Genomic DNA, 15,432 nt, shown 5'->3' on the forward strand with positions numbered 1-15,432 from the left:
TGAGGTTTGCTTTACATAAAGAAGCGTAACGTAAATAAGCTTTACTTAAGTTTGCATGACTTAAGTTAACATTAGTTAGGTTGGCACCAGTCAAAGTCGCACTATTTAATTTTGCATGACTTAAGTTAAAAGAAATTTCAGGAAAAATAATACTCCCCAAATCTGCATCTTCCCATTTAACACTACGCAAGTCAGCATTTGTCAAGTTAGCTGGCAAGTTAGCGCAAAACAAATTCGCTCCGAGTAAACTTGCCTCATTCAGATTAGTATTTGATAAATTAGTACAATTTAAATTTGCCGCAAGTAGGTCGGTACTATTCAAGTTAGCATGACTTAAATTAGCACAAGTTAAATTAGTTCTCTTGAATTTAGCTTTCGTCAAGTTAGCATTACTCAAATCAATATCACGCAAGTCAGCCTTGCTTAAATCAATACCACTTAAATCTACATCCCGAAAATCTCTCTCCCCACTCTCGTAACGCTTTAAAAGTTCTTCAGCATCCATATCAAACTTCACATTATTAACAACTACTATATTATAACTCCAAAAGTCAAACCAATAATAATTTCATTCTTCGAGCAATCCTAAATAAGTTGTAAAATTTTCTCGTAGGGGTTTGGTCTCCAAACCCTAGTATAAATGGGATTTCTCAACCAAATCCCTACAGTTTTCACACGCAAATCATTGAGAATTACTATAGAGCGATCACTCATACAAAACTATAACGTTTGAGTAAAATAATCTTATTACTCCACTCCTAAAATTAGTCAAGGAGAAATTATAAGCACTCAAAATTAAATTTGGCATAAGAGCAGAAAATTGTGCTTCAAGTTTTCCCTTTGAAGGAGATAAAAAAATCAAATTCAGTGCCTTATTGTTGGGTTTCCTACGTCAACCCAACCTACACTTATTGTACCATTCTATTCTAACGGTGCGTGACGGCCACAGGAATATAAATTCTCAAAGATATAATTAATAATGCCGTCACACACCCTACTTAATATTTTGACTTTTAACTTCCATCTATTGTAAACTTTACCCACAATAACCAATCCCAACCAACTATTATCAATGACGGCAAATATTCCCGAACAATTCATAGAAGAATCTCCCCTCTCAGTAGCAGGAATTACCTTTTATATCCAAGACATTTTAGAAGAAGATTACCAACTCCAACAAATATCAGTTATCGGAGAAGTCTCTAGCGCAAAGCTAAATTCAGGAAACTTATATTTCACACTTTCCGAACCAGATAACTCTGCCTCTCTTCCCTGTGCTATTTGGAGAAGTACCCTAAAAAATATTCACCATCAACCAGAAAAAGGAGAGCAAATAATTGTCACAGGTAGAATTAGTCTCTATCCGCCTAGAGGCGACTATAAATTAATAGTTGATAATGTATATCTTGCCGGAGAGGGAATAAAAAATCTCCGCTATTTACAACTGCGTTCCCGTCTAAAAACAGAAGGTTTATTTGACCAAGAAAATAAGCAGAATCTCCCCAAATTTCCCCAAACAATTGCCGTTGTTACCTCGGATACTGCTGCTGCATGGGGAGATATTCAACGCACAATTAAACAACGGTTTCCTCTGGTAAAAATATTATTATCCCCAACATTAGTACAGGGAGAATTTGCTCCTCCTGCCATAGTTGAAGCCATAAAAAAAGTAGAATTAGACGGACGTGCCGAAGTAATAATTTTAGCTAGAGGCGGTGGAGCAGTGGAAGATTTATCCTGTTTTAATGATGAAAGAGTTGTCAGAGTAATTGCTGATTGTAAAATTCCAATTATTACGGGTATCGGTCATCAAAGAGATGAAACTTTAGCAGATTTAGTGGCAGATTATTCTGCTCATACTCCCACCGCAGCAGCAGAAAAAGTTGTGCCAGACCAAAATCAACTTTATGCCGAACATTGTCAAAGAGTTGAAAGAATTATTGATGCTTTGAAAACTAGGTTTAATGAAGAAAAGGCAAATTTAAAGTCTCTGAAAAATCGTCTAAAAAATATTCCTCAAACTTCCCGAACTTTAGACAAAGCAACTGTTAAATGTCAGATGTTAAGGCAAAAGTTAGCAGCACTAGACCCAAAAGCGGTTTTATCTAGAGGTTATGCAGTTGTACAAAAAAATGATGGTAAGTTAGTAAATTCAACGTCGGATTTAACAAGCAACCAAGAATTGATAATCCAGTTAAATAGTGGTAAGGTAAAAGTAAAAATTGTGGATATTTTAGAATCTGAGAATATGGAGTAAAAAAATGGAATTTGATTATGAGGAAACTATCGTTAATATTGAAGAGATTATTGCTGAAATTGAATCAGGGGAATTAACATTAGAGGAGATATTTGAAAAGTTTTCTCTTGCTGTGGAAGATTTACAAAAATGTGAAGCTTTTCTTTCTCAAGGTGAGCAAAAAATGAATTTATTAATTGAGACTTTAGAGGATGATTTTTAGGAGGGATATCACACAAAGATTTTGCCACGGATGTACAGATTAATATGGATAAATATTTGGAGTCAGGGGTGTAGTTTAATTCTTAGCTTAGTTAGATAGTTATTAATTACTCAATATTTCACGGTGACAGCTCGTTAGAAAGCTGCCAAAATAGAAAATACTTAAGGAAATCAATTCCAAATCCGATTAATATTGTATTTGTCAAAAATAGAATCTCGACTTAAGATAGGTATTTTTTCGATCATAGCTTGAGCAATTAATAATCGATTAAAAGGGTCATTATGGTGAAAAGGTAAGTTACTAACTAACGATAAATGCTTTAAATTAATAGGCAAAATTGTAAAATCTTCTAATTGAGTTTTTGCTTCAATATAAGGCTCTAAAGACAAAGGTAAAGTTAGTTTCCCCTTACTTTGTTTAATAGCCATCTCCCAAACACTAGCTAAACTAATTAGTTTTTGATTTATTGGGTTTTCCATCAAATTACATCCAATATCACTTAAATTTGAGCTATCAGCAAAGAACCAAATTAGGCTATGAGTATCTAGTAATAGTCCCATTACCCAATTATTAAATAATTATGGTTTAAAGCCTCCCCTTTTAAGAGGAAAATAAAGAAATGATATTTCCTGATCTTCAATCATCTTGGTTTTAACGAGAGGTAATTATCAATTATCCATTATCAATTATCAATTAATGAAATATATTCTTTGAAATCTGTTAGAGGTTCATCAAAATCATCACTTATAGAAATCATATCTCGATCGCTACCAAATAAAGGAGGTCGTTTAGTCTGTGGTTGAGCTTGAGCTGAGGTTAATTTTACCATTGGTTGGTGGTTTTTCGTAATAATAATTATTTCTCCTTGAGCAACCGTTTCTAATAATCGTTCAATTTGTGAGAGGGCTTGCTTAATATCTATGGTTTCCATAATTGTGCCTACTTATTGTTAAGAATATTTATTTAAACTAAACAATATCTGAGAAAGTAGCAAAAGCTATTTTAAATATTACCTCAAAATCATCTACTATATTGCTGATTTTAAGTCTAAGGTGCATTAAAATTCTACTAGACTGAAACAACTAATTTTGTGTGTTAGATTTTGGGGCGGGTTTATTTCATTTAATAGTTAAAATCGTTAATTTAACGAGGAACCCGCCCCTACTATTGCACTATTTTAGATTCTCAGTTCACTACTATACTAAATTATAGCTGATAATTCTCAAAATGAAATTTTTTCTACTTTTATAGTTGATACCTCAACCTTCCCAGAAAATTCTTTCATAGGACTTACGCACGCGAAACCCGGTTTCTACGGTAAATCATTCTTTTTAAGACATAAACATCTAGGATAAACCGGGTTTCTGGGTTCGCCTGCGTAAGTCCTATTTCAGCTAAAACCTAACACCTAACTACCTAAAACCACACTTATCCAACTTTTTCGCCATCGCTTCCGCATGACTCCACCACTTCTTACCACCTGACCAAATTCTTGAAGGTAAATGACCAACTGGTGCCCAATTTCTAAACTTAAATCCGCGATCGCGAAAATGTAAATTATAAGTCAACCAACCAACCTGACTACAAAATTTTCCATAATCTTCATCCACACTTTCATAAATTTGTTTTTGCACACTCAACCCAAATTTTCCCCTACTATATTTTACCCAGAGGCGATCGATAGTCAGCAAGTCTTCACAAGGCAAATTATTAATATCACCCTGAAACAAATAACTTTTTCTCCTCTTCCCCAAACCTTCACACAAAACTCCCCAGGTTTCTACATCCGCCTCTTGCCATTTTTGCACTGCTAACAAATACTGCAATTTCCCATACTCTACTCCCACTGCCGAAATTAATTCATTTTCATCCAGTGTCATAATTTGCGGAATAAACCTCCCTACTAAACTCTGAACTGATGGCAAAATAGCTAACTGATGTGACTTTTGATTTACCAACGCTAAAGACTCAAGATTTTCTACAGGTTGCCTGACAATATTAGAGCGAGACTCCAACGCCTCCAAAACTTGTTCCGCTGTCTGATAACGTTGACTCACAGAATTTTGCAACAACTTATCTAATATATTACCGAGACGTTGACTCACACTATTCCCACTCGGCAAAAAATCTCGCCATCTCCAACAGTCATTAATAACATCGAACATATCCCAGGGTGCAACATCCGTCAGTAAATGAATGCAAGTTACACCCAAACTAAATAAGTCACTTGCTGGCAGTGCTTTACCTCTGGTTTGCTCCGGTGCCATATATTCGGGACTGCCAATAATGGTGCCAGTTTTAATTAAAGCAGTACCTGTCAGCAACTTCGCCACGCCAAAATCAATTAATACAATTTCTCCCACTTTTCCTAATTTTTCCAGTTTATTTTCTCCTGGTAAATGGGGTGGTTTTTGATAGTTAATAGGTGGGGAAGTACGACGAATAATATTTTCTGGTTTAATATCCCGGTGAATAATTTGATGTTGATGAATAAACTTTAATACTGGCAGTAACTCCCGCAAAAGTTGCCATATTTGTTCTTCGCTGAAGAGACCCTGTTGTAATTCTTGCTTTAATGTCAGACCTTCAATATATTCTTGTACTAAATACAAATTTTGATTGTATTGAAAATGAGCTAAAAGTAGGGGAATTTGTGGATGTTGCCCCAACTGCGCTAACCGCATGACCTCTCGCCGAAACAGTCTAGCTGTTGTTTGATGGCTTTCGGGGTCGAGAGTGGGAAATGATATTTGCTTAAGAATACACGGGAGCTTCAGAGGATGTTGTTCATCTACGCCCAAAAATGTTTTGCCAAAGCCTCCCTGACCGACTTTTTTCAAGATACGATAGCGTCCCTGGAGAATTAACGGAGAGTCGCAACTCTGGCAATAGCTTGCTGTATCTGGGTTTTCGGGTTTGGGGCATTGGGAATTAACGCAATAACTCATTGATGCGGAAGTTTTAGATTTTATATTTTTGTCAAGGGGGTTGACAAATATAATTTGGTAGTGCTATATTAATAAACTGTAAGAAAAATAGATATGGCGAGCGTGGCCAAGTGGTTAAGGCAGTGGTTTGTGGTTCCACCATTCGTGGGTTCGAGTCCCATCGTTCGCCCTTTTTATATCCTCTCTCTAAGTGACTCTCACCAGATGAATCATGGTGTAATCGTTAGTTTCTCTCGTTTTTCTATCAATTAAGTATAGCATGATGGGACAAGTGATTAATTGTCCATCTTTATAGATGGTTTGTGAAAATGGACATTAGTTTGAGTGGGGATAGAGAGGATCAATTGAGTAGGTGATATAGGTGGACTTTTCTTGAAGGTTTCAGTTTTTATAGGTAATCATAAACATCCATAATTTGTCTCCATTTGTATTTTTATTCCTCCTGACTCCTGACTCCTGACTTCTAACTCCTCTTATTCTCCTATCTTCTCAATTACATTCATAACCTTTTTGTATTCTTCTTGCTTTCCTTGTTCCTGGTAAATTTCTGCTGCTTTATGCAAATCATCAAGAGCTGCTTTTAATTGTCCTAACTTAATATATCCTTCGCTACGAAAAGAATAAACGTGAGGAAGATTAGGATTAATACTCAAAGCACTGGTTTGATCCTTAATAGCTTGGGTATAGTTTTTTAACTTCAGATAAATTAACCCTCGATTGATATAAGCATCAATTTTTCTAGGATACAGTCGTAATACTTCGTTGTAGTCTGCAATAGCTTGTGGTAAATTTCCCATTTCACTATGAATTAAGCCTAAATTATAGTAGGCTAAAGCATAGTTGGGATTAATTTTTAGCGCTGCATCACAATCAGCGATCGCTCCAGAAAAATCTCCTAATTTCAAACGCGCTAAACCTCTATTATTATAGGCAGGAACATATTTGGGATGAATGCGTAGAGTTTCACCAAAGTCTTTCATTGCTCCCTCAAAGTCTCCTGTTTGAAAGCGAGAATTTCCTAGATTATTGTATGCTTCGGCGTAGTTGGGATTAATTTCTATAGCTATTTCAAAGTCTTTCATTGCTCCTGAAATATCCCCTTGTCTAAACTTTGTAAAACCTCGGTTGTTATGACCTTCAGCATAGTTTGGCTTGATTTGTATGGCTGCTTCAAAGTTTTTCATAGCGCCTGAAATATCTCCTGTTCTCAGGCGGACAATACCCATATCGTTATAAGCTTGATGATATTGAGGGTTAAAATTTATCGCAGTCTCAAAATCAGCGATCGAGCCGGGAAAATCTCCTAGACTGCGTTTAGTATTACCTCGATGGTAATAAGCTTCTGCATTTTCGGGTTGAAGTTTTACTGCGTGGTCTAAGTCTTCTAGGGCACCGCGATGATCTCCAATATCGAAACGAACTATACCTCGTTTGATGTAAGCATCCATATAGTTAGGATGAATCTTGATAACTTGATTAAAATCAGCTAGTGAACCTTGGTTATCTTTAGTCAGACGACGAATTACGGCTCGGTTGTAGATAGCTTCAGGATGTTTAGGATTAAGTTTAATGGCTTCATTAAAGTCGGCAGTTGCTCCTTGTATATCTTTCATCTCAAACCTGATAATACCTCTCTGGGTATAAGCATCTACAACTTTAGGATTGAGTTGTAATACTTTTGTCAAGTCATCAATTGCATCTTGGTTATTTCTAAGGAAACGATGAGCAATACCTCGATTATAGTAAGCTTCTGCTTTATTGGGATTAAATTGTATGGCTTGATTATAATCTGCTATAGCTCCTTGCGGATCTCCAGCTTTAAAACGAACTACTCCTAAGTTTTGGTAGATTTGAGATTCTTCAGTATTTAATTGCAGAGCTTCAGAAAAAAGCTCTATGGCTCGATCTAATTCTCCTAATTCTACATAAACTGCTCCTAAATTATTATAGATTTGCAGGTCTTTTGGATCGAGTTCTAATGCTTTTTGGAAATTTTCTATAGCCCCTTTTAAGTTTCCCATTTGGGCAATTGCAATACCTCTATTGTGATAAAATTGATGATTATTTGGCTCTAGAAGTATGGCAAGATTATAGTCTTCTAGAGCGCCAGTATTATCTCTTTTTTGTAGTTTGATTAATCCCCGTTGGTGTAATGCATCTGCTCCTTCCTGACGACATTTTTCGGCTTTTTCTGTCATACCTGCTATTTCATATTGGGTAATAGAATCTTCCCATTGTCTTTTCTTTTCAAATTCTTTAGCTCGGCAAAATGCTGCTTTCTGAGGCATTTTTGCTAACTCGTATTCAGTAGCAGCTTTCAGCCATTGTTTCTTCTTTTCAAATTCAATAGCGCGGTATTCTGCTTTTTTTTCAGGAATATTCATCCAGCACCGTTTAGCATTAGCAAAATCTGGGATTTCTTCCCATTTTTTAGCTGCTTCTGACCATTTTAGACTTGTTTCTAGTTGAGAAGCTTCACAAATTTTTTGCTTATTATATTCCCCAATTTCTGCCCAATATTTTGCTGCTTGTTGCCATTTTTCTACTTTTTCAAATAACAGTGCTGCATCTTGCCATTCTTTTAATTCAACAAAAATTTCTGCTGCTTCATTATAAGCTTGTTTTTGAATTAATAATTTGCCTTGAGCTTGTTTCTCTAAAATTACATCGCCAGATTTACTAAAGCATTCTTTCGCTTGTTGATAAAACTCGGCTTTTAGATAATATTGTCCTTGTTTACGCCACGTTTCTGGGCTAGGTTCTATACGATCGCTTCTTACTAATTCAGGAATTATTGACTGAAATAAACCTGTTAATTCTGGTTCTTGCCAAAGTTGACTAAGCTCTGATTCCCAAATATTTAATATTCTGCTGGCACGAGTAATTCCTACATAAAGTAAGTTTAATTCTAGTTGTAGTTGTGGTTTTTCTTTTTCTTTTAGTACCCCACCTCGTATTACTTTACTCCAAAGTTTTGCTTGTGGCTGAAAAAAATCTACGATAAAAACTGTATCGAATTCTAATCCTTTTATTTCTTCAATTGTAAAAACAAAACTAGAATTTAGTTCCGCTCTAATTCTTTCTTTATCTGATTCTTTTCTGACTAAAATAGCATCACCAGGATATAGAGATGTTTCCTTTAATGTTTTGACTAATGTTTGATTATCTGCTGAAATTAGTCTAGCTGGTTGACCATAAATACTATTAGTCCTGGAATAATATCCTGTAGATTCTCCTAAGTATCTAGAACGCAATTTTAGCAGTTGATTTGCTAATTTTACTAAACTTCCTACACTCCGAAAGTTAAATTTCAGAGTTTGTTGCTCTACTTTTCTGTGGGGATAAAATTTATCTTTTAGTGTTTCCCAGCGAAAACCACTAGGACTAATCATTTGATAAGAGTCTCCAGCAAAGAATAAATTTCCCCTGGGAGTAACTAAATTAAATAATAATTCTAATTGTATTTCTGTTAAATCTTGTACTTCATCACAAACAATTAAATCATATTTTTTTCGAGGATTATTTTTTAGCAATTGCAATACTTTTCTGACTAAATCTATGTCATCATATAATTTTTCTTTCTGGAGTTTTTTTTGATACCATTCTGCTATTTTATATATCTCTCTTCGATGTTTATTAGGCATTAATATCATGCTATTTCTACTAATTTTTTCATATTCTTTCTCTGATAAAATATTTTCTGTAATTGCTAGTTGTTTACCTTTGATTATACTTCTAATTTCTTCCCAGACTAAAGTTGTTGGATATTGTTTTCTGAAAGGATGTGCTTTGTACATTTCCGAGAATACTTGATAGTTAACTTCATCTTGAGGATAATATATTATCTGATGATTGCCCATAATTTCTAAACATAGTTGGTGGAGATTTTTAAATTCAAACACTATTTGATTGGTTGAGTATTTCGATTCTGCTTCTAATTGACTATTTGCAGTGACTATGTGATGAAATTGTTCTTCAGCATTATTAACTAGCAAATCGTTATAGGCAATATATAAACGTTTTCCTAAATTGCTATACTGTTTTTTTTGGAGCATTCTATATAAGGCTACTGTGGTTTTTCCTGTACCTGCACTACCATTTAATAATAGATTTCCTGACAATTTAGCCAATTGATATTCTTCTGGAGTCAGCTTTAAAGGTAAATCTGTATTTTGCTCAATAATCGCTTTTTGCCATTCTGTTTCTGACTCTAATACTCGCCACTCAATATTTCCTAACAATTCGTCATCTGTTAAATCTGAATTAGTTTCCAAATCCAAAGCTTTCACTGCTTCAATATTTGCTTTTTCTACTGATGAATATGATATATTTTTATCTGTATCATTATCCTGATTTTGGAAATTTCTGGTCTCTACAATGACTTCAAATTCTGCTGTTTCTAACCATTCAGAATCAGGGCTTTTTTGCCTGGCTTTAGCACGTCGTGATACATCATCATGGTCTAAACAAATATCTTGAATTGCTAGATAAACTTGCGTTTTTCCTGTTTCTGGTCGCTGTGATTTATCGTAGGTAAAAATTAAGCGACTAGCACTATTAATTCTAGCTTCCCATACTCTTTTGTTTATTCCTTTGAGCTTTTTTACCCGTAATCCACTATTAAATTGTTGGTGTTTTAGTCTTTTAATACATTCCCATACTTTCTTTTGTAAATTACTTTCTACATCTTTTCGGAGAAACTCAATTATATCAGGGTGTAAAACAGCAGGCAATAACATACATTGACTTTTCACTCTTTATCTTTAGTTTATGAGTAGTTTAACACAATACTTTTTTTCCTGTAATCCACTTAATATCAATTGGTTTCCATCCTGATTACTTTTTTGTCGATCAAATTGTCTGAAATTATTGTCAGTTAATGTTTTGAGACAATAAATATTAGGGTGCATCTCAATGCGTGAATAAAGCCAAAAATTTATCGCTTTTAGGGAACAGGGAACAGCGGTGCGACCCCGCGTCGGCGACAGACGCAAACGCCAGTTCCTTTAAGTCGGCAGACCCGCCCAACGGACTGGCTTGGGAATGCGCACCAAGAGAGGGAACAGAGAACAGAGAATAGGGAATAGGGTATAGGAAAAAAGTATTTTTGCAAATATGAGATTACTTGATTGATATTACTTTTGACTCCTACGCAGATGTATTAAATAGTACAAAAATATTTCTTTTTTTATGTTATAGTTTCGGTTTAGCTAAGTTAAAAATATTAAGAAATATGACGTTTATTCTCACTAATGATGATGGAATTAATGCTCCTGGTATTAAAGCACTATGGGAAGCTGTAAATAATCCTGATTTACCTCTACTATCTTTCGACGATAGTATTATTGTTGCTCCCCAAGGACAATTATCTGGTTGTGGACATCAAGTTACTACGAATGGGCCAATTAATATCAAATGTCTGTCTGAGGTTGAGTATGCGATCGCAGGTACACCAGCAGATTGTACGAGAATCGCCATAACACACATAAATAAAAATGTCAAATGGGTGCTGTCAGGTATTAACTCAGGGGGTAACATGGGTGTAGATGTCTACATATCTGGAACTGTAGCCGCAGTAAGAGAAGCAGCATTTCATAGAATCCCAGGAATCGCCCTGTCTCAATATCGTCAAGGAAAAAAGCCTGTGGACTGGCCTAGAGTAACTCGTTTGGCCAAAATAGTATTAACAGATTTACTCAACCGCCCCATTGAACCAGGAGCTTTTTGGAATGTAAATTTCCCCTATTTAGAACCAGAAGCACCAGACCCAAAAATGGTATTTTGCGAACCATCGACCCAACCATTGCCAGTAGCTTATCAGATGGAAGGAGAAGATTTTTATTATGCAGGGAAATATGAAGAACGCGATCGCGCTCCAGGAACAGATGTAGATGTTTGCTTTGCTGGTAATATTGCCATTACCAAGATTCAACTTTAAGTTTATTGAAATTTCACCTAATACTAATTACTAAAAGTAATGCTATACTTGAACACCTCAATAGTTACCAAGATTCAAAGTTTGTTTTTGACAATTATTTAGGAGCTTTAGTATAGATTATCACTACTTTTCCTATCCCCCCACCTCCCACACTTCCGTAAGGACGTTGCATAACAAAAATGCGTTTCATGTCACGCAGTGAAACGTCCCTGCCTCACCCCGATCGGATATAGCAAGATTTTTGATAAATGGTATAAGTACAGCATTCTTATTTCACGCTTGATGTAATATCCTTACATATTTCACGACACCGATACAAAAATGTTACACGCACTATGTTGATAGGCAAAAGGAAAGAGAATAGGGAACAGAGAAAGAGATTTATCCCAAATATTTATCCAAATAGCAAAACGGAATTTAGCAATGTCAAATACTGCGTCAGTGTAAGTAGGTAGGTATGAATAAACCTGACTATTTAACGAAATGTTGATGCAGTTTAAAGCCCTAAGATTGCTTGCTTCCACTCCATTCCAGTCGCTTCGGACATACTTGTAAATTTTCCCACCTATACTTTCCGCATTGTATAGCAATGAGTGCTGGTATATTTACAAATTGTAGTAGGGGCAAAAGAGCTATAAGTCTTATATTATCGGCAATTTATTCCCCCTGTTGCCTGTTCCAATAGTGCCTGTTCCCGGAGCACAGCGCTATAAATACAAATTGTGAATAAGAGAATACACCTTATTACCAATCCTTAAATAATGTCTAAATATATAGTTTCAATCATTCTTATCAGTTCTGTATTGACAGGACTCAATATGATTCCAGCAATTACGAGTAATTTGACTGCTCAAGAACAATTTTATCAACAAAGGTCATGGAAACTTATTGCTCAGGCAGATCAAGAAGATCCAAAAGATGACGAAGATATTACACCAGGTAAAGGTAGAGACGACAGATAAACAGTAGAAATAGAAATACAGCATCCATACTAATTGGATAAATATTTACTTACTGAATAATTAAGGTTTAAAGCCTCTCATGATCAAGGAGAAACAATGAATTTATTTTCCTTTTATTCAATCCTCTTCCTTTTAGGGAGAGGTAATTATCAATTATCAATTATCAATTATCAATTATTGAACCAACGGCTAGAGGTCAGGAGTTGGCTATTAAGAAATGACTTTTGACTAAATAAATAAGGTCTCAAGCCTCCTCTTTCAAGGGGATAAACGGGAAATTTTTTTCTTTTATTCCTATTCCTCCTTACTCTTACTTACACCATTTCTCAAAAACTTTTCTATATTTACTTGAGCAGGGGAGTAGGGGAGTGTAGGGACGTTTTGCTGACGCAAAGCTCCGCTTTATATGTCGCGTAGCGTTAACGTTTGCGGAGCATTCCGTCAGGAAAGTTTTGCCTTAGCTAAACGCGGAGCGACATGTTTGCGGAGGATTCCGGAACGGAAAACGCATTTTTGCCTGTGCAACGTCCGTACCGGAGAAGCAAACATAAGAATAATTAACATTAAACTAGCTCAAATCAGCCAAAAAATGATTCTGATTGTACCGAGCGGTTAATAACTGAAGTATCGCCCAAGTATAGCAATAATGCATGGGAATTGGTATTACACAGGTAAGTTTTTAACAAAGGGGTGAGTAATCACTTTTATTCAGTATAAAATCTTAATAAAAATGTGCTTTTTTCTACCCCATACTTCTTTGACATCAAAAGTAAAAAACATACCCTTGTAAGCGTGGCTCCTCCTGCTCCCAAAAGTAGTTCCCTATGTATTCTGACTCCTGACTCCTAGAATCAGTCTAAAGATTTGTAATAAACATCGATCGCGCCTGATATTAGAACCGCTCACCAATACCAAAATGGAAACGAGTATCACCTTCATCATTAATAGCATAATCAATTCTAATCGGACCTAGAGGAGACTGTACCCGGATACCAGCACCATAACCTATACCATCTCCTGGTTTTTCCCTTACACCTCCAGGATTACCAATTACAGAACTTTGACTATCAAATACTGTTGCAGCATCAACAAATAAGGCACCACCAAGAAACTTAAATACAGGAAAGCGATACTCAACAGTTCCCAACACAAAAGTACGACCTGCTGCCACCGAACCCTCATCATATCCACGGACTGTATTAGTACCACCCAGAGGAAAAGCTTCATAAGGAGGTAAGTCTCCTACTATATGACCTGCTTGTAAATTAAAAGCTAAAGCTTCAGGTCCATCAGCGAACTTAGTAAAATTGACTGGAATAAAATAACTGAAATTACCTCGCAAACGATTCATAGCAATTTCTCCTGAACCTACAGGAATAGACTGTTCTGTACCAAACCGCAGCAAACTACCAGAAGTAGGTTGTCGAGGATTATTACGGCGATCGTTAACAATACCAAATTGAATAGTCAATAGATCGTCTTTACCAGAATCATCAGCAGTCAATTTATTACCTAATTCGTCCCTGGGTTCAACTTCACCATCACTATCCTGAATTTCTACCCGTTCATATTTTAATCCCAGAGAAGCAGTCCACTGTGGATCGACAAACGGGTTAGGAATAAACGGACGAGTGAAACTAACCCCACCCCCTGTACGAATAACCCGTGGGTTATCACCATTAGGCAGATCGACATCGCGCTGGTCGTTATCATCATCAGAATCAAAAATCACCGAAATTGCTCGCCGTCTGAACGCATTAACAGTGTAAGAGAGTCGATGATCGTCTCCACCCACCCAAGGATCTGTAAAACTAACATCTGCTAATACTAATCGTTCACCGACCTGAAACTCACCACCTAATTTTTGATTATTACCACCAATATTTTGTTGTTGATAACTCACTGTACCAAACAACCCACTTGCAGAACTAACCCCACCACCAAATGCTAGAGAACCTGTACTTTTCTCTACAACATTTACAATTATAACTGCCGTGTTAGGATCGTCTGGTGCTGGTTCTAACCCCAATCTCACATCTTCAAAAATTCCTAAACCAAACACTCTTCTAATATCTTTTTCTGCTGTCTGTCGCTGAAATATATCTCCTGGTTTCAGCTCAATTTCCCTAGTGATAATATATTCACGGGTACGACCTTCTATGGGGTTACCTTCTTCATCTACTGTTTCTCCTTCTGCATCCACAAAGCGCACTTGAATCTCTTTAATTTCCCCCTCTGCAACTTCTAAGGTGACAGTACCATCGTCATCAACTTGAGGCGCACCGATAACTTGTCCGAGAACGTAACCATTGTCTTGATACCACTGGTTAACTTCTTCGACACCTCCTTCAAAAACTTTCAAGTTTAGAGTTTCACCATATTGATCGCTGAATATTCTCTGTGTTTCAGTCTCAGGAAATACTTCTGCACCTTCTATTATTACAGAATTCAATACGGGGTTGGGTTCGACTTCAAAAGTTACCCGTACACCTAGAGGAGTATCTTCGGGTAATGCTTTCACATTTCTGAAGAAACCAGTAGCAAAGATAGCGTTAATATCTTTTTGTAGTTGAGATCGAGTGGTTGTGCGTCCTGGTTGAGTGCTAATGACTTGGTAAACTTGATCTTCGAGTTCTCTGTCTACTCCAATAACTACAACTTCAGCTACTAGTACTAAGGGTTCTCCTTCTTCTGTAGAGGTTTGTGCTTGTTGTGATGTAGGGGGAGTATATTTTTCTGATTCTGTTGGGATAGGTGTAGTATTGCTATCTGGTTCTACAGGTTCATCTTTTGGTAGTGAGGTTAAAGCTAAGTTAGATGTTAATTTCTGTTGATTTTGAGTAATTTCGCTATTAATTAAATTACTTTCTTGAGAAATGATGGGATTAAATTGTTTATTTACTAATGGTTGAGATTTAGTTTCTGTTGATTTTTTCAAAACTACATTCTCAGATTCTTCAGTCTCATAATCAACTATTTCTGTAGTGGGAATACTGGCAATAAACTGTTTATTGACTAAGAGTTCTGATTTAGTTTCTGTTGATTTTCCTAAAACTACATTCTGAGAATTTTCAGTCTCATAATCAACTATTTCTGTAGTGGGAATACTGGCAATAAACTGTTTA

Annotated in this window: 10 protein-coding genes and 1 tRNA gene; 5 read left to right on the forward strand and 6 right to left on the reverse strand. The window is 36.1% G+C overall.

Features of this window, described 5'->3' with window-relative positions; all coding sequences use genetic code 11:
- Positions 1–505, reverse strand: a 505-nt coding sequence (locus ACP6PK_RS19990) for a pentapeptide repeat-containing protein (protein WP_426562025.1), incomplete at its 3' end; no start/stop codon positions are given.
- A 567-nt stretch (positions 506–1,072) separates the two neighbouring features.
- On the opposite strand from ACP6PK_RS19990, the gene xseA reads away from it, so the two are divergent.
- Both xseA and xseB read left to right on the forward strand, forming a co-directional pair.
- Complete coding sequence (gene xseA / locus ACP6PK_RS19995) at positions 1,073–2,257, forward strand: exodeoxyribonuclease VII large subunit (RefSeq protein WP_426562027.1); 1,185 nt, start codon at positions 1,073–1,075, stop codon at positions 2,255–2,257.
- 4 nt (positions 2,258–2,261) lie between these two features.
- Positions 2,262–2,459 (forward strand): exodeoxyribonuclease VII small subunit, encoded by a 198-nt coding sequence (gene xseB / locus ACP6PK_RS20000; RefSeq protein WP_426562029.1) that lies wholly within the window; start codon positions 2,262–2,264, stop codon positions 2,457–2,459.
- A gap of 170 nt (positions 2,460–2,629) precedes the next feature.
- Here the strand turns inward: xseB and ACP6PK_RS20005 are convergent, their stop codons facing one another.
- The 3 genes from ACP6PK_RS20005 to ACP6PK_RS20015 all read right to left on the reverse strand — a co-directional run bounded on the left by ACP6PK_RS20005 (position 2,630) and on the right by ACP6PK_RS20015 (position 5,407).
- Entirely contained in the window at positions 2,630–3,019 is a 390-nt protein-coding gene (locus ACP6PK_RS20005; RefSeq protein WP_426562031.1) for a type II toxin-antitoxin system VapC family toxin, read from the reverse strand.
- A 122-nt stretch (positions 3,020–3,141) separates the two neighbouring features.
- Entirely contained in the window at positions 3,142–3,390 is a 249-nt protein-coding gene (locus ACP6PK_RS20010; RefSeq protein WP_426562033.1) for a type II toxin-antitoxin system Phd/YefM family antitoxin, read from the reverse strand.
- 481 nt (positions 3,391–3,871) lie between these two features.
- Positions 3,872–5,407 carry a protein kinase domain-containing protein gene (locus ACP6PK_RS20015; RefSeq protein ID WP_426562035.1) on the reverse strand — a complete coding sequence of 512 codons (1,536 nt, stop codon included), beginning with the start codon at positions 5,405–5,407 and terminating at the stop codon, positions 3,872–3,874.
- 96 nt (positions 5,408–5,503) lie between these two features.
- Between ACP6PK_RS20015 and ACP6PK_RS20020 the strand changes: the two genes are divergently transcribed.
- Positions 5,504–5,576 (forward strand) — tRNA-His (locus ACP6PK_RS20020).
- Positions 5,577–5,880: 304 nt separating this feature from the next.
- Here ACP6PK_RS20020 and ACP6PK_RS20025 read toward each other — a convergent pair.
- Positions 5,881–10,161: a tetratricopeptide repeat protein gene (locus tag ACP6PK_RS20025; protein WP_426562037.1), complete on the reverse strand. Its 4,281-nt coding sequence runs from the start codon at positions 10,159–10,161 to the stop codon at positions 5,881–5,883.
- 479 nt (positions 10,162–10,640) lie between these two features.
- Here ACP6PK_RS20025 and surE point away from each other — a divergent pair, with 479 nt between their 5' ends.
- The gene (gene surE, locus ACP6PK_RS20030) at positions 10,641–11,345 is read left to right on the forward strand and encodes a 5'/3'-nucleotidase SurE (RefSeq protein WP_426562039.1); all 705 of its coding nucleotides are present in this window, start codon (positions 10,641–10,643) and stop codon (positions 11,343–11,345) included.
- A gap of 761 nt (positions 11,346–12,106) precedes the next feature.
- Entirely contained in the window at positions 12,107–12,307 is a 201-nt protein-coding gene (locus ACP6PK_RS20035) for a hypothetical protein (protein WP_426562041.1), read from the forward strand.
- 892 nt (positions 12,308–13,199) lie between these two features.
- Here ACP6PK_RS20035 and ACP6PK_RS20040 read toward each other — a convergent pair.
- The coding region (locus ACP6PK_RS20040) for a BamA/TamA family outer membrane protein (protein ID WP_426562043.1) at positions 13,200–15,432 on the reverse strand (2,233 nt) is incomplete at its 5' end.

This window comes from Dapis hubbardiae BLCC-M172 (assembly GCF_050016015.1).
Lineage (GTDB): Bacteria > Cyanobacteriota > Cyanobacteriia > Cyanobacteriales > Microcoleaceae > Trichodesmium.